Below are 17,956 nucleotides of genomic sequence, written 5' to 3' on the forward strand. Positions count from 1 at the left end.
GAAGAAGACTTAAAAATAAAAAAAAGAGGAGGACTGACGCATCAGACCCTCCCAGACGTGACTAGCACGCCCCAATTCGATACAACTATGATACCACTAATTTCGTTTTTCGTCAATAAATTTACTTAATTGTTGAATCGATGTTTTTCTATTTGTACTGATAATCTTAAAGAGAATATCACGATTATTGAGCGAAACATCAAATCGTTCAACAATTTCATTGAATTGATTGATGTAGTTATTGAGGACTACTGTATCAAATTTTAGAATATTCAAAGTCCAAATTAGTAGAATGAAATAATCTTCAATGAAAACACAAGTGAATGTCGATAATCCTAAATCTTGTTTTATCTGTTTTTTGAGTGCTTTAGATACACCGCTTGAAAAATTGGCATCAAAAATCGCACTGTTGTGCATGGTAGCATTCCTTAACTCAATAAGAGCATTGACAACTAACTCAAGAGAGTTTGACCTATTTGGAATGATCGTGAAATCTTGATTCAATTTTTCACGACTTGACTTAGTTAAACTTCCTAAAAATCTACTAAACTGTCCTAGAGTAATAACTTCAAAATAAGCCCAGAGAGGAATTTGATAATCACTTTTTAAATAATGCTTAATGACCTCATTTTTATCTGAGTAATAGTCAATTGTATCCAGTACATTTTGTCTAGTTTCATTATACTGATCGAGTTTGTTACCATATTTTTCATGGTCTTCAGGATAGTCCATGTAACAAGCTAATTGATGTTCTAATATATCTTCTATCCCACTACTAGATTCTGCGACTATTGAATCGATAGTCCGATTTTTTAATGCTGTCTCTACAAGCATCACTATTGGATAAAATAGTCCTTTTAACTCCATATCAAAATTGTAGATTGCTTCAATTTCCTTAAATGAAGAAAGGGGCAGAATCCCATCTGAATTGGATTTTTTAACGAATCTATATCGTTTATAACCATGATAATATCCCATATTTAAGAGTGTGACAGAGTCATCATCTTGAATATCTATTTTATGATTTTTAAAGATATGGTCAACTAGATCCCCAGAAGTTAAACCAGTTTTCGACTCTTTTTTCATTTTTTCAATAATTGTTTCCATTTAAAATATTCAGTAACCTCTCCTTAGTATTATACCATATCACTAAACTTATCAAAGTAACTAAAAGGTAGAATTTCTCACGAAATAATTGCAAAACAATATGCTAACAAATCCAATTATTGTTAGCATATCCTTTTTTATTTCGTCGTATAAGCAAAACTCAAGCTACTATCCACTCCAGATAATTTACGGAAGGTGTAGTTTGGATTGCCATTGTAGTTGGTTTCGGAGATAAGGAATGAGCCATCTGGGTAGACTTTTTCGACGAAGGCCACATGTCCATATTCTGTTGGTGTGCCATGTCCACCTCCCGCAAATGAGAGTATGGCTCCAGCTTGCGGACTTGTCCCTGTCTCCCCACCGAGACTTGCGGCTGTACGCACCCAATCTTGGCCATTGCCCATGGTACTGATAATTGGAATCTTCTCACCGTTTTTACCTTTGAGTTTTAGACCCAGTTGGTTGATACGGGCTGCAACTCCCCAAGTACATTGGCCGTAGGCATACCCCATACCGTCACCACCTCCTGGAACAGAGTTTTCAAAAAGGTCTCCTCGTACAGCTTCAAGTGCTTTTGGATCACTTTGTGCTGTCCCACCGTTAGGTTGACTAAAGCCTTTTTCAATTTGGTAATACCACTCACTTGCTCGTGTCTGACGTTCAAGTAGCTTATCACCACTATTTCCTTCCCAGTAAATGAGAAAGAGTTGGGCAAGACTAGCTGGACTACCTGTATTTTTGAAGAAGTCCTTTAACCAGTTGATGTAATAAGGACTATCCCCATGCAACATGAAATCCAGTTGTAACCCTAAGTCATACCACTTTTGATGTTTTCCTTTGGCATATTCCAACAATAAAGTATGTCTGCGTGACCCATCCGCGGTATCTGTCCATTGGCCTAAGCCTAAACCACGTTTGAGAATATTTGGGTAACGCCCATTGTATATAGTTGGACCATTAAGTGAGAGCCATCCCTCATCATCCCACGAACTATCTGTCGCACCAACTGGCGGAGATAAATAGTCGCCTTCAGCTCGTTTTGGATTAATGGAGGATTCTACCGACCAATTTCCTAAAATGGCTGCAATAGCTTGATTGGTCGCACCCTTACTTTTAAGATAATCATAAATAGCCTTGGCTCTCTCGAACTCATCGCCACCAAACTGACCGATAGTTGGAAGAATGGTGGTCTGAACCTGGATTACTTTTGGAAAGTAGAAAGCTGGATTGACATAGACTAGCTTATCCGTGTCATCATCAACCTTTTGATAGGTGACTTTTAGACCCGTTCCATCTTTGGTCTGACCAATAATATCTCCTGCCAAGACTTGTTGATTTTCACTCACACGACCTGAATGAATACCAAACAAGGTTAGTTTAGTCTTATTCACTCCCTTACCAGATGTCAAAATAACATTCTCTCCATCAAGAGATACCTTGCCATCCATCGGTGCCACAATGACTTGACCTTCTTTTGCTTCTAAGATGATATGGTGATGAAGCGTTGGTTTCTCATCAATGACCTCATAACCATATCGGTAGGTCATGTTTAAACTATCCTCATCGGTCTGTCCCTGAAAGGGATTGTCCAATTCTTGAAGGGCTAGATAGTTGCCTCCTTCTGTCAACTCCTTTAACTCTTCCTGGTCCTCATCAGACAGCTTGTAAGCTGGTTCTTTATATAGGTCAGACATGGATTTAATAGAATCTCCACCATTTAAGTCCATCCAGACTTGACTGAGAAATTCTTTGTAGGTCGCACCGCCTGTTTCCATGAAATCGTCAAGCTTGTAGTCTTGGTATTGATGATTCATGTAAACCATAACCTCATCAATCTTAGTGTAAAAGGTAATTCCCTTTTCGTTGGTTCTTGTATGTTCCGCATCTTCCAACGTCATGTGGGTATAACTCTTACTCAATTCTATTTCATCTTGTTGAATGACACTACTAGCTGAAACACTCATGAAAAAGCTCATCATCAAAAGGAGTATCAAGAGAATGCCTGAGATAATCCAAGTCAAAGGATTTCCCGCAAGAACAGAAAAGAAAGTCATACTTCCCTTAATGGCTTGGACAACCCCCTTAACTCCTGCTAGACTGTGCTTTCTAGCATGCTTTAAAAAGGTTTGGTAGCGTCTTCTTGGTTTAAGACGTTTCTGGCGTGTGAATCCTTTTCCCTTTTTGAAGTTCTGGAATCGTTCCTTTCCATGAGAAAATTTTGTTTTGGTAAACCGCACACCAGTCTGTCCACTTTTTACTGCCACCTTACCTGCTTGAAAGGTAAACCTTCCATAGCGTCTGGCTTTCAGGCTAGTATCCTTCATGGTTCTTAGACCATCTAAATCATCCTCCTGTGCTATCAGGTCAAGGGATTCAGATGCAGCTATGCCTAATCCAACTTTGACTTTGGTAGAGTTTTTCTTAGTCTTTTGGACTTTCTTGAGTTGTTTAACCTCACGCTTGGCAGAACTTACGTCTTTTTCTGCACTGAGTCGATCAAATGATTTTTCTTGGTGAAACTGAAAGCGAGACTTCAGGGAAGGATTTTCTTTTTGGAAAGTAAACTTGGGATTAACTGCCTTTTGCTTCTCACTTAGTTTCACTTCTGACAAATGTTTTCTTGCGGTCCGCAAACGCTCTTGAGCTTGAGGAAGTCGATAGTTCTTGATTTCCTTTACCTTCAACAGTCTAGGAGACACATAGGTAATTTCTTTTAGGAACTTCTCTTCTGCTTCCTTTTGGCTACTGAGTAGATTTCCTTTTAACTCTATTTTCTTATCTTGAAAAAGAGAATTTTGGGCTGGTTTTCGAAATCGTCCTTTTTTAGGAACAGACTGTTTTAAGGTCCTAACTTCTTTCCGATAATGCATGCGGGCTGTTTTTAAGTTGCTTCGAAAGTTTTGTCTGGCTTGTTTGACTAGCTTTTTATCCTCTTTCATCTCATGTCCTCATTTTTTCAGGGTCCGTACTCATGATGTCAAAGAGCTTGGTGTGTTGTGGAATCTTATTCTTGAATGGGACAACGGTGGAACCGGCCTTAATTAAGCCAGCCCCTTTTTCAGGATTGACCAAGTATTTCTCTAGTTCCTTAGAAAGTCCAAGCATATGCACTAACTCTTCACGATCACTCTTAGCCTGTTTTAAAAGAATCATGAACTCGCTATTGGCAATAATGCGTCTACCATTAGCATCCAAAAGAAGCGTTTCTACATTCTGAGTAATGCCTGTCGGTATCGCCCCATACTTACGGACACGACTCCAAAGTTTGAAGAAGAAATCAGAGGCATACTTGTCCAATAAGAGTAGCTGCATTTCATCAAAGTAAATCCAGGTCTTCTTCCCTAGTTTTTGATTTTTCACCACACGATTCCAAATCTGGTCAAAGATAACCATGAGGGCAATCTGTTTTAATTCATCGCCTAACTTTTTGACATTGTAAATCAGGAAATGACTGTCTGTTTTAATATTGGTCCTATGTGAAAATATGTCCAGCGACCCTTCCACATAGAGTTCCATATCCAGTGCCAAGTCCTTAGCTTCCTGTTCAGGTTGTTGAGCTAAGACAAAGACCCATTCGACCAAGGATGGTGTGTCAAAATGCTTATAAGTGAGTCTTGTCACACGGTCAATCAAGGACTTTTCACGACCATCCATTTTACGGTCCAAGAGCTTTCCAATCCAAGACAAGAGAAATTCGGACTTGACCTTAACCGGATCCTCATCCATATTCTCATCAGATAGATCTAAGACATTTAAGAAGGTAGTGGAATCTGGGGCAATATCAAGACTCTCCCCACCAAAGGCTTGACCGATAATACTGTACTCGTTTTCTGGGTCAACAATAATAATTTCAGTATCACTATCTGATTCCTTGAGCTTAGTAGAGATGATTTCATGTTTTGTCGCCATCCCTTTTCCAGCTCCAGAAGTCCCTAAAATCAAACCTGACGGAGTATTTAACTTGCCACGGTCAATACTGATGATATTACTTGAGATTTGATTGATGCCATAAAATTTCCCACCCTTGTCCTGAATATCAACGGAAGTCCAAGGTGCATTCACGGCAATGTTTGAAGTCAATAGAGACCGAGAAACACCTTCAAGATAGTTCTTCCCAAATGGCAAGAGACTATTAAATGCAGCTTCTTGCATATAGGTCAAGTTATCGATAATCATATCATTAGACCCTGCCACTTGCTTGATAATATCAAGAGATTGTTTGAGTTGATCTTCAGTATCCGCCAGCACGCCAATTAGAAATACGGTGTCAAACAGTTTATCTCCTGTTTGGGTCATGGTTTGAAGAAGAGCTTCAGCTTCATCGATGTTGTTCTCAAGAACATGGCCGACCTTCTCCAAATAGATTCCAGTCCGAGCCATTTTTTGTTGTTCCCCAATCTTTTGCGATTCCATCAAGGTCTTCTTGGTTCGCAGCTTGGTCATGGTTTCAGACTTGGTAGAGCCTTTAGCATGTAAGCTCATCATCACTTCCAAATCTGACTGCATCAAGTCTCGAATAAATTTATCCCCTAGCTCCATACCATAGTCACGAACATAGACAATCTGTAATAATCGATCGTCCAATTCAATATGATTCTTGTGTTTAAAGGAAAGATAGGTTGGTGCAATAAAGTGTTTGGTAGTTTGACCTGAGAGGGTCAAATCCTTGTAAGAGAACGGTAAATGATTTTCACCCCGCAACATATCCGCAAGGACATTCACTCGCTCCTCTCCACCGAGCAAACCAAGAGATACATCAATCTCTGAAAAGCCACTCTTGAAATATTCCCCAATTTGTGACAGAGAACGAAAAGCTAGTTTTGGTGTTTGGTCGCTCTTGCCAAATGAAAGAAACTTAACGGCTGAAAAGTTGTTCTCACCAGCCTCTAAGTTGGCATCCATCATACGATTCAATTCATCACGATAAGCATCAAACCCATCTTCCTGCAAGGGATAGAGAATACTCTTACGAAATTTTTCCAGATTGACCTTTTGATTGAAAATGGTCAGTTGGAAATTGGTCTGATCATCCAGTGAATTGATTAAATCAGAATATTTCTCAACAATAGCTCCCTTATCGTCTAAGCCAACTGTTTGATAATTAACATCTCCTAAAAGATAGGTTTGTGAGAAATAACTTGGACTGACCTGCATAAGGCCATTCTGAAAAAGTCCTTGATAGGCTAACGTATTTACGGTAGAAGGTCTGATCTCCTGCTTCTGTGTTTTCGTCTTTTGCTTTTTGTCATTAGAAGAGGTCTTTGGTTTCATTGAGTGTTTTAATTTTTTCACATTGGTCTCCTTTTCTTCCAGTAAATGTACGATCTGGTACTGTTAGTTCATAATGAAAACGGTACTTGAGATAGGTTTCAAATGGTAAATCGTTGGGGCGATAGACCCCAAATAACATGAGTGGAATGGTAAAGCTAAAAACAAAACCATAGACAAACCAATCCCCAAATTGCCAGTAAAATAGGTTCAAGCCCAATACCAAAATGGTTAGGGCGACGGCTGGAAATACAAAAATAACCTGTCTAGTTGTAAATCCCAGCCATGCTCTGTGTTGAACCTTTGAAATGTCCTTAAAGACACGTGTGTTCATAAATGTTCTCCAATCTAAGTAAGCTATAAAAAGAGGAGGCGGGCAATTTACTCCCATCCTCCTACATCCCCAAAATGCTTCGGGCGGTCCGTTGACTGCCAACCAAGGCAATGATTAACAATATGGCCTGTACCAAGCCACCAAACATAATGGCGAGTGATTCCATCACTCCAGCTCCATTTGATACGGCAATCTTTCCAGCCGATTCAAACAAGGGGACAAGAGATACAATTAGAAAAATCAAAATACCTTGAACGGCATAGACCATGATGTTTTTAAGGTAACCAATCCCAACACTTCTCCAGTCATCACTAAGGAAGGTCGGAAAGGTAACAGGGGCAAAGGGAATCATCAGATAGAGTTGGATAAAGCGAATGGTAATCAAGATATTGACAACCATGATGCTGGCCATTCGTACCAACCAAATGAGAATCGCAAAAAAGCCAATAATCATTTTTCCTACAATTCCAGATCCCTTAATGCCTGAGATGGTATCATAATTAGCACCACCATTCGTGACAAGCCCTGCCACTTGTTCAATAACATAAGAGGCAATGGCAATAATGGCTTCCACAATAACCGTCGTATTGGTAATCACGACCGCGACCATGATGTAGCTGACAATCATAGGTGCCATGGCTTCAAAGGTCATTGCACCGCCTGAGTTTGCGATTTTCTTGGCCATTTTTGAAAATTCGAGTACGAGAACAACCGCAAGAATAGCTACTCCCAAGGGCTGCATAATCCCCTTGGTAATGGCTGTCATGTAAGACCACACCGTCGGATTAAAGTCCGCTAGTGACTTAACCAAGTTGGCGGTTGATTCTAAATCCACTTGAAACCCTTCAAAAAGGCTATCACTAGATACTTTTTCAGAGGCTAGAAATACAAAAGGTGACGTAAAATTCATTATCATGTCATGTGCTGTCCTCCCCTAAATGGTAATCTGAGTCACAAAAGCACCCGCGGCTCCCACCATGACTCCACCAACAATTTCTAGAATGGCATTTCGGACACCTGGCCCACCATCTTTAATGTTGGTTGAAAGGTTGATAATGCCCATGACAACAAGAAAGGCTCCTACTGCAATTAAGCCTTTTTGTAATAGAGACATGGCTTGAGAGAACATGGAGCTGGCATCCACTCCGTAAACAAAGCCTGATAGTTTTTGATTCATATAATTCCTCATTTCTATTAATGTAGTGTCGTTTCTGTGCTTAAATCCCTTATTTTATGGCCTGACAATTCTAGCTCTTCCTCAGCGGTTAGGGGATTGATGCGATAGTGCCACCAGCGTTCATTAGATTCCTTATCCGCAAGCCATTTCCAATTCTTATGTTTGAGTGGAAAATATTTCTTGGTTCGAAAAACAGGAACCCCTGCAATGCGTACGAGGCATTCATCTCGTTTCATAGTTCCAACTTCATCAGCCGTCATCAAGTCACGAGCAATTTTCTGGTGAGAGGAAGAACTTGAGCCAGTCTGCCCAAAAGAACGACTGGTGCTTCTGACATCAACGGTTTGTTTGCCTAAAAGTCCACTCATGAATTTGAAAGTTTCCTCGTCATTCCCACCCAAATAGAGGAGACTGTCACAGTTCCCCAGTATAGTTTTCCAAGCTTCTTTTTCCTTATAAAGTCCTTGGAGTTGAGCGATATTTTGGAGAATAGGCACAAGACTCATATTCCTAGAGCGGACTGTTGAGGTTTGTTCAGCGAAGTCTGGGATTTCTCCGACATTCGCAAACTCATCCAGATAGCTTCTAACATGAATAGGCAGTTGCCCTTTAAAGTCAACATCAGCCTGTCTGGTCAAAGTGGAGAAAACCGTAGAGAAAAATAAAGCAGATAGGAAACGAAAGGTCGTATCATTGTCTGGAATAACAAGATAGACCATGGTCTTTTGAGTGCCCCACGTTTTCAAATCCATAGTGTCTCTTTGCGTCAAATCAATCACCGATTGAATATTAAAGAGGGCAAATTTAGCTGTTGTGACCGCAATCACCGAATCCAAGGTCTTATCCTTATAGTTTTGAAAATCTGCCCAGTTTCTCATGGTAAAGTTCTCGTGACCGTATTTCTTAGCATAGTCTTCAAACAGGACTTCAAGAACACTTTTGTCCTGATTGTCTCCCTTTGATAAGAGTTTGATGAGTTTTCCAATCTCAGAAAAGGCTGGATAACGGCCACGCTTACGTCTTGCTTCCTGCTCTAGCTTGGAACTTCCTGGAGGATTGTAAAAATCCACCAAATAAGAGGCAATAGCTCTCACCAATGTCATGGAAGCCTCGTCCCAAAATGGATCACTGCGAGAACCAGACCCACGGGTATTGTTAAAATAGACCGTTAACATGCGGTTCAAATCATTCTCTGTTTCTACATAACGAAAGGGATTAAAACCGTCTGAATTGGTCATATTAACCAAGTCTAAAACCTTGACCTGATAACCGTTTTCTAAAAAGAGTTTACCTGTCTTCTCAGCCAAATGGTCTTTAGGATCTACGACAATATTGGAACAATTAAGTTGGATAAGGTTGGGTTTCACAAAGCGAAAGGTCTTTCCTGCCCCAGAACCCCCAATGACAATCAAATTTTTATTTCGATCAAACTGGGGCTTCTTCTTTTCCAACAAGGTTAGACGAACATCTCGAGCCAAAATCGTGTCATTGAAAGGATTCTTACTGTAAAAGTTCCGCTTTTCCTTACTGTTTCCAAATCGTGCAGAACCGTATTCTTCCCCTTCTCGATAGACCTTCTGTCCTGTCGATACATAAAGATAGACTAGCGTCATCGTTTGAATCCCAAGGATAAAGGCAAGAAGAGATTTTTGAGTAAAAGAAAATAGCCATAAAGGATTGAAAACCTGATTTAACCCCTCTCCTAAGAGGTAGGCAAACCGTTCCATAGGTGGGGCATTGGTTAAACTATCATAGAGTAGGGTTAGACGATGGCAGAAATAGCCAAAGGCGAGACCCAAGAGTCCAAAGACAAATGCTTTTTGCCTGGAATACATTACAAGGTCACCTCCTTGGTTTTGACTGCCGAAGGTTCTGTCACTCTAATTTTCTCTTTGGCCAGTTCTATCTCTTGGTCCAAGGTTTTATCAAAGGTTAAACCTTCTAGCTTCTCTGGATTAGACATCAGTTTCTTCAACAATTCATCCAAGTGATGATCGAGCAAGGTCTTATCCTTGGCATAAAAGTAGAGATAGTCTTTTTGCCAACTAATTGCGATTGGCAGTTTTTCTGACTCCATCAACTCCTTAAATTTCTCCACATCGATTGGCTTATCCAGTATGTCTTTACTAACATCTATCGCTTCAATTGCGTAAGGGCTTTGAAGGAGTTCTTCCAGTTTTTGAACCCCAATCTTATAAGCTGAATCTTGAGCTAAGGCTTGCCTAGCCGACCATTCTAAGAGCTTTAAGAGGGTTCTGACTGTCAATAAACTACTTCTTTCCACGTATTGCATCGCTTGACGTTCTTGTTGTTCAGATGACATGGTGACCTCCTCTTTTTTTCGATTCCCTATCAAACATAAGGTGTTTCCATAATACGGAAGCACTCTTGATTTTGGTATCACAAGAAAGTTACGACATAAGCCAAACTATTCCAAAGTAAATGTAAGGCGATTGCCGTCATACAATCAGTTTTCAATCGAACAGCAGCCAAGGTCAAGCCAAGACAGCTATACATGAGCCAACTCCCTAACTGATTAGGTCCATGGGATAGAACAAAGAGAAAACTGGTCACGCCTATTTGTACAAAAGGGAATGTCAATTTTTCCCAGAGCAACTGCCTATAAACTATCTCTTCAAGGACACTTGCATTGACCAGAAACAATAAAAAGATAACATGAGGAACCTGCTTTCCTACTTGTACCAATACTGCTTGGTTCCTAGTCTGAACTGAAAATAGGAAGCTGATGAAGACTGCAAAAGCAACCATACACACAAAACCAAGAAGCAACCATCTTAGACGATTGCTTAAGGTTATTTTTTTTGCTTGAAGAGTTTTATGACGGGCAATCTCTAGGCAAGTCACACTTAATAGGACCAATTGTAGCAAGACTAAGACCTTAATCGTCATATACTCTTGTAAGTATAAACTCACCAGAAGTCCGTTAAGCTGTATGGCTAGATAAAACAACACTATCCTTATCATTGTCACCTCTTGAATAAATCTTCATAATCAATATCTAAGACTAGAACGATTCGCTCAACCCATCTTGTCTGTGGCATTAGACGATTGGATTTGTAATGCCGTAATTTTTGATAGAGGCGATTAAACTCACTTGGATAAACATATTGACCTTTGAATACTTTGCGAGCTAGTTCTGCCCAAGTGAGGTCTTTTTCTGCCAGAATGATTTCTAAATTGTCCCAAAATCGTTCATTCATCTTCACACCTACCCTGTCACTTGTTTCATCAGGCTGGCCTGAAACAGCTCTTCTTTTACCTGTCTGGGAAGAAAGGTTCGCACTTCATCTAACCCAATAGCTGGATAGACATGATTCTGGCAGACAATGAGAGGCAAACGAAGGTTTTGGTCTGGCTTTTGTAGAATAAGCTGAATCATCTCATTCAAACTTATCGAATATTGACGCTTAAAGCGAAGAAATCGTGGCGACAGCAATTCAAAACAATCCGTGGTTTTGGCAAAGAGTGACAGTAAGATTTCACGGTTTACATCACATGCTTTTGTACAACGATAAGCCACTCCATAGGTCGTCAAAATAGTTAGTAAGTCTTGATTTGTATTGGCATTATTTCCTAGATATACCTCAAGCATAGGCTCCTCCTTATAAGGTTAGGCTATTTTCAACTGTTGGTTCGGGAGTTGAGAAATAGCGACTCATATCAATGGGCATCCGTCCTTCACCAAAGCACTTGACCGTGACCAGAGTCGTTAAAATGCCATCCTTTCCCCTAGCAGTATAATTTTCACCAAAGGCACGAAAGGCTAGGTGGTTGTCCTTCGTCAATAGTGTATCTACACCATTTTTAATATCTCTAGTTTCCAGAAAATCCGAAATCCGATGAAGATTGGATTCGTAGAATAGGGGATCATTCATCTCTTTGTGGTAATCATCTTCAAAAGTCACCTCAAAGTCACAATCAAAATTGGGGAGCGACAATATCTTTTGTAGTAACTGATTGGTTTCAACTTGGTGAATACGTTCTTCTAATTCAGTACACTCTAGGATACTTTTCTTATGTAGTAGGTTCATGTTTTTCTTCCTCTTCTATTCTTCTAAATTCTCTGGCAATGGCTTCAATAACCGTCACCGTTACACTATTGCCGACCTGTTTGTATAGTTGGCTCTTACTAGAAACACCCTCTGCTCTTTCATAAGCCCAGTCAGGAAAGCCTTGAAGTCTGAAACACTCTCTTGGTGTCAGTCGTCGTATTCTCAGGCGATAAAGTTTCCCCTCTAAGACAATACCTGTGACTTCATACCACTTATCCTGTCGATATTCCAAAGCAGCAACCACCACTCCCATATTATCTGAAGTTGTCAAGGTATTGGATATTCCCTTTCCCACTCGTCCCCTACGTTTGGTTGAGTCTGGATAAGCCAGATTGACAGAGTCTCCAAGAGTTGCCTTTGCGTACCCTGTTTTTGTGGCTTCCTTGATTTTCAGAAATGGTAGCTCCTCCCTCAGCAAAATTTTTGGCACCTTATCTCCACCTTGCATGGTGGTCAAAGTCGGTGACAAGCCAGAAATGTCAAATACTCTTCCAGTTTGGTCAAAGCTAGTCGGCAGATTTCCTGCGACAACAACTCCGTGTCTGTCTTGACTGGTCAAAGTAAACATAGGGTCTTGATTGTCCTTAAATCGACGACCATGTTGGCGTTTTTCTAGTCTATCTGGTGTTAAAACTGGAATGGCGATTTTTGCCCCCTCTCCTTTACCTCTTGTTAGTGTAGGAGCAAGTCCATTCGTCAGATAGACTTCACCATTCAAACCACGTTTAGAGGGATTGATATTTCCTAGCCTTTCAAGATGAGCTGGGCTGTTTTCTCTTCTGAGAGGAAATATGAATCTGGAACGGTATCTTCTAGAATGTCCGATAATAAAGACCCGCTCTCTGTTTTGCGGGACTTGGAAGTCCTTACTGTTAAGCACCTGCCATTCGACATCATACCCCAATTCATCCAACGTGGAGAGGATTGTGGCGAACGTCCGTCCCTCGTCGTGATTGAGTAGGCCTTTGACGTTTTCCAAAAATAGAAAACGTGGTTGGATTTGTTTGGCCGCTCGAGCAATCTCAAAAAAGAGAGTCCCTCGAGTATCTTCAAATCCCAATCGTCTGCCTGCGAGTGAAAATGCTTGGCAAGGAAATCCCCCGCAGATGATGTCCACTTGCCCTCTAAATTGTCTAAAGTCATGGTCTGTGACCTCTTTAATGTCATGGTATTCTATTTCCCCTTCTGTGTTAAACATAGCTTTATAAGATGTTCTGGCGAATTTATCAATTTCACAAAAGCCCAGGCATTTATGACCCTGTGATTCCATCCCTAGCCTAAAACCACCTATCCCAGCAAATAAATCTAAAAATTTCATTTTCCTCTCTTTCCAACTAAAAAAGAGCCTTACACTTGTAAAACTCTTGCTTATATATGATCATCCATTTCTGGTGCACGGATGATTTCAACAATCAAAATGATGATAGAAATCAGATAGATTCCGCCTAGTATCCACCAAATCAACTTAATCACCTCCCTTTACTTCTTGTCGTCTCAGTTGCTTGGTCCACTCTGACAGCACACCATTAAATACGTATTCAGCTATTACTTCCGCTGACCGAGCAAATCGCATATGTTCCAAAGCATACTGATAACGGTCACTAAAATAAATCATGGCATAGTCACTAGCTGACTGAGATAGCCCCGACTGTCTTAACTGGTCATGAACCAAACCCCAAATATAATCTCGATCGTACTTGGTCACGCCATCGACTTTTGAAGTAAAGTTCTCTTCTTGTTTCTCATCTACTTGCTGCCTCTCCTCCTCGTCCTCAATAAGGAAATCACTCCCTTTAGTTTCACTATATTTAGTCTCACTTCCTTCAGTCTCACTAGGGGCTGAATTTAAGACCGGCCCCGTCTTTCTTTGAGACCCCCCTAGTGTTTTTTTAACACTAGCCCCGTCTGTATGTAAGACTGGGGTAGTTTCATGTTCTAATTCCCCCAAGTAAATTTTATTTGCCATACGACCTTTTTCACTAGAGGACTGTTGGACTTCATCAATTAAGCCATATTCGCGTAAGGTTTTCTTGATAGAGAGTAGTTTTGACTTTGAACAGCCTAAAAGTGCCATCAGATTTGAATTGGAATAAATCAAATAAATAGCCCCATCCTCATCAATCCAGCCCTTAGTCAAAGATAACTCCAACCGATCCTTTAAAACCGCGTAGGCTACCTTAACCTCCAGCTTCATATCCTTATAACGTTCACTCTCAAACAAAATTTTAGGGAGTTTATAATAACGCTCTGATGTTTGATACTGATTAGCGGTAATACGTTTCATGATTATCCCTCCAAGACTAAAAGTCCAACATTTCCGAATTCATCAAATCGGATTAAACCTACTTGTTCCAATTCATCAACCAGATGAGTTGCTTTCTCAATATCAACGCCTAAAATAGCCACGAGATGACACATCACGATTTGGCGTGATGATTGTTCCTTCTTTTTCATGAATTCCTCCTTAAAATAAAAAAACGAGAACACTTATTAAAATGTTCTCGTTGAACTATTATATTTTATGACGTATCTATTTTTTGTCTACGCAGTCGACATCCAAACAGACATTCACATCAATGTACTTTTTTTGAACCTTTTTTATGTCAAAATCACTCTTTTCAATAAAGACAAAATGCTTGAAAAAGTGCTTAAAATAAAGGATTTTTACCCGTTGCTTCGTTGTAGCAACACTACGCACTCCACGTGGGGACTTTGGGGGAACAAATCTACCGGCTGAATATACTGCAGCTGATAGCCCGCTTCAGCGAAATGCTGGCAATCCCGTGCCTGCGTGGCTGGATTACAGCTGACGTACACGATACGCTCAGGTGCCAGCTCAACAAGCGTATCAATAAAACTCTTATCCAAGCCTTTGCGCGGTGGGTCTACTACTGCCACGTCAAACTGAATTCCTTCAGCTTGCCAACGAGGCAAGACGTCTTCTGCCTTGCCCACTTCAAAGTGGACGTTTGTAATCTCATTGACCTTCGCGTTGTCCTTGGCCATTTCAATCGCTTCAGGCACAACTTCCATGGCGTAGACTTGCCCTGCCTCTCTTGCCAAGCCAAGGCTGATGGAGCCGATACCACAATAAGCATCCAGAACAGTTTCTTGGCCGGTTAATTGGGCTAAGCGAATGGCTTCTTCATACATGCGCTCTGCTTGTGGTGTGTTGACTTGGTAGAAGGAGTTGGCAGATATTTTAAATTGCATGCCGAGCATTTCGTCTGTGTAATAATCTTGGCCCCAGAGCACCCGGTTCTCTTTACCTAAAATTACATTGGTCTGCTTAAAGTTGAAGTTTGCCATAAGACTTACCAACTCAGGCACTCCGGCTTTAATTTCAGCCACTATTTCAGCTTCATGGGGTAGTTCGCGCTGGTTCAACACTAAGACAAGCATTACTTCACCGGTGTAATGCCCTCGCTTGACAATGATATGGCGAATTGTGCCCTTGCCACTGGCTTCATCGTAAGGCTTAATTTGATATCGACGCAGAATATCTCGTACCACAATAATCGTCTCATCAATCACCGGGTCTTGAATATGGAAATTCTCAACCGGCACTAAATCATGGCTATTTCGCCGATAGAAACCGGTTTCTAACTGCCCCTTGACTTGGCGGACTGGGATTTGCGCCTTATTGCGATAACTCCACGGATGCTCCATACCGATCGTCGGCTGGACAGCAATGTTCTTGAAGCCACCCAGACGTTCAAAGGCTTCCTTCACCTGCTTTTGCTTATAGTTTAATTGGGCAGGGTATGCCATATGCTGCAAGGTCATGGTCCCAATTTGCCGGCCAATTGGATCGGTTAAGGTCACTCGGTCCGCACTCGGCTCAATCACATCTTCTAAACGGCCATAACCAAATTTCTTGCCAACTTTGGTTAACTTAAACTGGACGGTCTCCCCAGGGATTGTTCCTTCAATAAAAATCGGGAAGCCGTCCAACTTCACAACCCCACTTCCCTTCGACGTCAAATCTTCAACAAGGCCCTTATGCCTTTGATTCTTCTGTAACTCCACCAGCCTCTTCCTCTCTATTCTCCTAGCCAAGCAAAAAGACCGCATCTCCCGATACGGCCCAGGCAGATTAGTCTTGATATGCAAAACTTAAATCTTCAATTTGGTTCAAGGTGTCAAGATACTTGGCACCATAGTAACGCGCCATCTCTAAATTATGATCTAAATAGTTCCCACAATCACGTGCTGTCGCACCAGGAATTTCACCTTCGAACTGGGCAACAAAATCAAAGGTACGCTTCAATAAATCTAGAACATCCGCCGCTTCAACCGCATCGGTTAGAATTAAATAGAAGCCTGTCCGACAGCCCATAGGGCCGAAGTAAATGACTTCATCTTTGAATTCAGGGTCATTGCGTAAATACGTGGCAGCTAAATGCTCAATCGTGTGCATCTCACCCGTATTCATGACAAGTTCACGGTTAGGTGCAGTAAAGCGTAAATCATAAGAATTCAGTGTCCGCTCACCAACTTGATCTTGTCGTGACAAATATAGTCCCGGATCCAGTACAAGATGGTTCACAGTAAAACTAGCTATTTTCTCCATTTAAATTTCCTTCTTCCCTTGCGCTTTCAATGTTTCAAGCATTTGTTCCACATAGGTATCCATTTGCTGCTTATCGCGTGCTTTCTGAGCTTCTGAAAGATTCGTCGGCTTCAAAAAGTAGCGTACAGCCACTTCCCCGGCCTCGTCATAAGCGACCACCGCCTCACCTTGTTCCGGATCATCCGTTTGGCGACGAACGTCAGGATAATGCTTCGCCAACTCTTCCTTCATCTCCTCAGCAATCGCTTCTCTCAAGGCTCGATAAAGTTCCGCTTGCTCTTTGGGTATATAGTAGGCATCAATTTGCTCGAAATCTTCTAAATTCGCTTGCTTATTCTGCTTAGTGTTTCTCTTCTGCTTCTTGGGTCTTCTTGCCATCTACTCAGCCTCCCGCTGATATGCTTCTAGGAATGCGAGATTCCCTTTTTGGATATATGTTTCTAAAGTGGTAATGACGGCTTGGTCTTCGTTGCTACCAATTTGATAGCGGCAATGCTTGCTCAAATCTTGGTCAGCATCAGCCATCGCAATACTATAACGCACTTCTTGCATCATGCTCAAATCATTCAAACTATCACCAAAGGCCATGGCTTCCGTCGCTTGAATATTGTATTTCTCCATTAAGTAATGCGCTGCAGCCCCTTTACCACCACCTTCAACGTATACATCCAACCAACCAAAGCCACTCGTCACTGCCTGAATACCAGATAAGGTAGCATTTAAGTGTTCAATCATCTCTTTCATCGCATCCAGATCATGCTCACTATAAATCGCAAATTTCACCGCAAATTCATCTTCAGGAATCTCATCAAAGCTATCCACTAGCGTCAAATTATTATTATAGAAGGCAACATTCTCATAAGCCTCGCCCTCACGCTCACGGAAATAGGCCATCGGTCCCGTATTGGCCAAAGGATGATAACCCGGATGACGATCCAACTCAGCAACCACTTCCTGCATAAGTTCTTTTGACATCGCAAATTCATGCAACATCTCGCCGTTCTTCACAATATAATTGCCATTATCACAAGCAAAATATAAACTCGGACGAATCGTTTCATCAAAGTAGTCCGTCACCTTATGGTAGCTATTACCTGTGGCAATACAAACAATTATATCGTCTGCTACCAACGCTTCAACAACCTCGTCGAAACGCTCTCGGTCATAGGTCTTCTCTTCGGTCAATAAGGTTCCATCAAGATCAATCATGACTAATTTTAGGCTCATTTTATGCTCCTTGTCCTGTATTTGGTCTCATTCTAACATAAATCAACGCAGAGATTAAACCCCTTAGCCATAGATGGGTGAACTGCCCCCTGTCAAGTAGACACTTAAAAAAGTAAATCTACTTAAGGGGGAGCATATCATGGGCTAGAAGGGGTATTTTGTCGTATATTGTATGCATTTGTGGTTTGGTAAGGTTT

At 41.1% G+C, this 17,956-nt stretch carries 19 protein-coding genes; all 19 read right to left on the reverse strand.

The genetic code is table 11. From position 1 onward, the window contains the following. Positions 1-96: 96 nt before the first annotated feature. Positions 97-1,107 (reverse strand): Abi family protein, encoded by a 1,011-nt coding sequence (locus CL176_RS10355; RefSeq protein ID WP_105155146.1) that lies wholly within the window; start codon positions 1,105-1,107, stop codon positions 97-99. 137 nt (positions 1,108-1,244) lie between these two features. After that, positions 1,245-4,046: a phage tail tip lysozyme gene (locus CL176_RS10360; RefSeq protein WP_118991216.1), complete on the reverse strand. Its 2,802-nt coding sequence runs from the start codon at positions 4,044-4,046 to the stop codon at positions 1,245-1,247. A gap of 1 nt (position 4,047) precedes the next feature. Beyond that, entirely contained in the window at positions 4,048-6,399 is a 2,352-nt protein-coding gene (locus CL176_RS10365) for a VirB4-like conjugal transfer ATPase, CD1110 family (RefSeq protein ID WP_044776630.1), read from the reverse strand. Next, entirely contained in the window at positions 6,356-6,709 is a 354-nt protein-coding gene (locus CL176_RS10370; protein WP_017767989.1) for a PrgI family protein, read from the reverse strand. Before CL176_RS10370 ends, CL176_RS10365 begins: the two co-directional genes overlap by 44 nt. A gap of 61 nt (positions 6,710-6,770) precedes the next feature. Continuing rightward, entirely contained in the window at positions 6,771-7,625 is an 855-nt protein-coding gene (locus CL176_RS10375; RefSeq protein WP_118991217.1) for a VirB6/TrbL-like conjugal transfer protein, CD1112 family, read from the reverse strand. 18 nt (positions 7,626-7,643) lie between these two features. Beyond that, positions 7,644-7,886 (reverse strand): hypothetical protein, encoded by a 243-nt coding sequence (locus CL176_RS10380; protein ID WP_001072171.1) that lies wholly within the window; start codon positions 7,884-7,886, stop codon positions 7,644-7,646. A gap of 17 nt (positions 7,887-7,903) precedes the next feature. Beyond that, positions 7,904-9,721 (reverse strand): VirD4-like conjugal transfer protein, CD1115 family, encoded by a 1,818-nt coding sequence (locus tag CL176_RS10385; protein WP_118991218.1) that lies wholly within the window; start codon positions 9,719-9,721, stop codon positions 7,904-7,906. Further along, positions 9,721-10,209: a hypothetical protein gene (locus tag CL176_RS10390; protein ID WP_002936460.1), complete on the reverse strand. Its 489-nt coding sequence runs from the start codon at positions 10,207-10,209 to the stop codon at positions 9,721-9,723. Before CL176_RS10390 ends, CL176_RS10385 begins: the two co-directional genes overlap by 1 nt. 77 nt (positions 10,210-10,286) lie before the next feature. Further along, positions 10,287-10,871, reverse strand: coding sequence for a CPBP family intramembrane glutamic endopeptidase (locus CL176_RS10395; RefSeq protein ID WP_118991219.1), 585 nt, complete (start codon positions 10,869-10,871; stop codon positions 10,287-10,289). A gap of 2 nt (positions 10,872-10,873) precedes the next feature. Continuing rightward, on the reverse strand, positions 10,874-11,107 hold the full coding sequence (locus CL176_RS10400; RefSeq protein ID WP_001005705.1) for a hypothetical protein: 234 nt from the start codon (positions 11,105-11,107) through the stop codon (positions 10,874-10,876). Positions 11,108-11,115: 8 nt separating this feature from the next. After that, positions 11,116-11,499: a thioredoxin domain-containing protein gene (locus tag CL176_RS10405; RefSeq protein ID WP_000895325.1), complete on the reverse strand. Its 384-nt coding sequence runs from the start codon at positions 11,497-11,499 to the stop codon at positions 11,116-11,118. 10 nt (positions 11,500-11,509) lie between these two features. Beyond that, complete coding sequence (locus tag CL176_RS10410; protein WP_024380976.1) at positions 11,510-11,938, reverse strand: hypothetical protein; 429 nt, start codon at positions 11,936-11,938, stop codon at positions 11,510-11,512. Then, positions 11,922-13,277, reverse strand: a complete 1,356-nt coding sequence (gene dcm / locus CL176_RS10415) for a DNA (cytosine-5-)-methyltransferase (RefSeq protein WP_044776635.1) — start codon at positions 13,275-13,277, stop codon at positions 11,922-11,924. Before dcm ends, CL176_RS10410 begins: the two co-directional genes overlap by 17 nt. Before the next feature lie 147 nt (positions 13,278-13,424). Beyond that, on the reverse strand, positions 13,425-14,243 hold the full coding sequence (locus CL176_RS10425) for a replication initiator protein A (protein ID WP_118991220.1): 819 nt from the start codon (positions 14,241-14,243) through the stop codon (positions 13,425-13,427). A 2-nt stretch (positions 14,244-14,245) separates the two neighbouring features. Next, positions 14,246-14,413 carry a hypothetical protein gene (locus CL176_RS10430; protein WP_044474380.1) on the reverse strand — a complete coding sequence of 56 codons (168 nt, stop codon included), beginning with the start codon at positions 14,411-14,413 and terminating at the stop codon, positions 14,246-14,248. Positions 14,414-14,623: 210 nt separating this feature from the next. Then, positions 14,624-15,988 carry a 23S rRNA (uracil(1939)-C(5))-methyltransferase RlmD gene (gene rlmD / locus CL176_RS10435; RefSeq protein WP_338053750.1) on the reverse strand — a complete coding sequence of 455 codons (1,365 nt, stop codon included), beginning with the start codon at positions 15,986-15,988 and terminating at the stop codon, positions 14,624-14,626. A 67-nt stretch (positions 15,989-16,055) separates the two neighbouring features. After that, positions 16,056-16,532 carry an S-ribosylhomocysteine lyase gene (locus CL176_RS10440; RefSeq protein WP_118991221.1) on the reverse strand — a complete coding sequence of 159 codons (477 nt, stop codon included), beginning with the start codon at positions 16,530-16,532 and terminating at the stop codon, positions 16,056-16,058. After that, positions 16,533-16,910, reverse strand: coding sequence for a hypothetical protein (locus CL176_RS10445; RefSeq protein WP_118991222.1), 378 nt, complete (start codon positions 16,908-16,910; stop codon positions 16,533-16,535). Next, the gene (locus CL176_RS10450; protein ID WP_118991223.1) at positions 16,911-17,759 is read right to left on the reverse strand and encodes a Cof-type HAD-IIB family hydrolase; all 849 of its coding nucleotides are present in this window, start codon (positions 17,757-17,759) and stop codon (positions 16,911-16,913) included. Positions 17,760-17,956: the final 197 nt, after the last annotated feature.

The sequence above is a fragment of the Suicoccus acidiformans genome, from assembly GCF_003546865.1.
In the GTDB taxonomy this organism is placed as follows: Bacteria; Bacillota; Bacilli; order Lactobacillales; family Aerococcaceae; genus Suicoccus; species Suicoccus acidiformans.

Coding starts and splice junctions, on each gene's coding strand:
- CL176_RS10390 (WP_002936460.1), bottom strand. CDS start 10,209: ATGTCATCTGAACAACAAGAACGTCAAGCGATGCAATACGTGGAAAGA.
- CL176_RS10375 (WP_118991217.1), bottom strand. CDS start 7,625: ATGATAATGAATTTTACGTCACCTTTTGTATTTCTAGCCTCTGAAAAA.
- dcm (WP_044776635.1), bottom strand. CDS start 13,277: ATGAAATTTTTAGATTTATTTGCTGGGATAGGTGGTTTTAGGCTAGGG.
- CL176_RS10410 (WP_024380976.1), bottom strand. CDS start 11,938: ATGAACCTACTACATAAGAAAAGTATCCTAGAGTGTACTGAATTAGAA.
- CL176_RS10425 (WP_118991220.1), bottom strand. CDS start 14,243: ATGAAACGTATTACCGCTAATCAGTATCAAACATCAGAGCGTTATTAT.
- CL176_RS10450 (WP_118991223.1), bottom strand. CDS start 17,759: ATGAGCCTAAAATTAGTCATGATTGATCTTGATGGAACCTTATTGACC.
- CL176_RS10430 (WP_044474380.1), bottom strand. CDS start 14,413: ATGAAAAAGAAGGAACAATCATCACGCCAAATCGTGATGTGTCATCTC.
- CL176_RS10440 (WP_118991221.1), bottom strand. CDS start 16,532: ATGGAGAAAATAGCTAGTTTTACTGTGAACCATCTTGTACTGGATCCG.
- CL176_RS10380 (WP_001072171.1), bottom strand. CDS start 7,886: ATGAATCAAAAACTATCAGGCTTTGTTTACGGAGTGGATGCCAGCTCC.
- CL176_RS10385 (WP_118991218.1), bottom strand. CDS start 9,721: ATGTATTCCAGGCAAAAAGCATTTGTCTTTGGACTCTTGGGTCTCGCC.
- CL176_RS10400 (WP_001005705.1), bottom strand. CDS start 11,107: ATGAATGAACGATTTTGGGACAATTTAGAAATCATTCTGGCAGAAAAA.
- CL176_RS10405 (WP_000895325.1), bottom strand. CDS start 11,499: ATGCTTGAGGTATATCTAGGAAATAATGCCAATACAAATCAAGACTTA.
- CL176_RS10360 (WP_118991216.1), bottom strand. CDS start 4,046: ATGAAAGAGGATAAAAAGCTAGTCAAACAAGCCAGACAAAACTTTCGA.
- CL176_RS10355 (WP_105155146.1), bottom strand. CDS start 1,107: ATGGAAACAATTATTGAAAAAATGAAAAAAGAGTCGAAAACTGGTTTA.
- CL176_RS10370 (WP_017767989.1), bottom strand. CDS start 6,709: ATGAACACACGTGTCTTTAAGGACATTTCAAAGGTTCAACACAGAGCA.
- CL176_RS10445 (WP_118991222.1), bottom strand. CDS start 16,910: ATGGCAAGAAGACCCAAGAAGCAGAAGAGAAACACTAAGCAGAATAAG.
- CL176_RS10395 (WP_118991219.1), bottom strand. CDS start 10,871: ATGATAAGGATAGTGTTGTTTTATCTAGCCATACAGCTTAACGGACTT.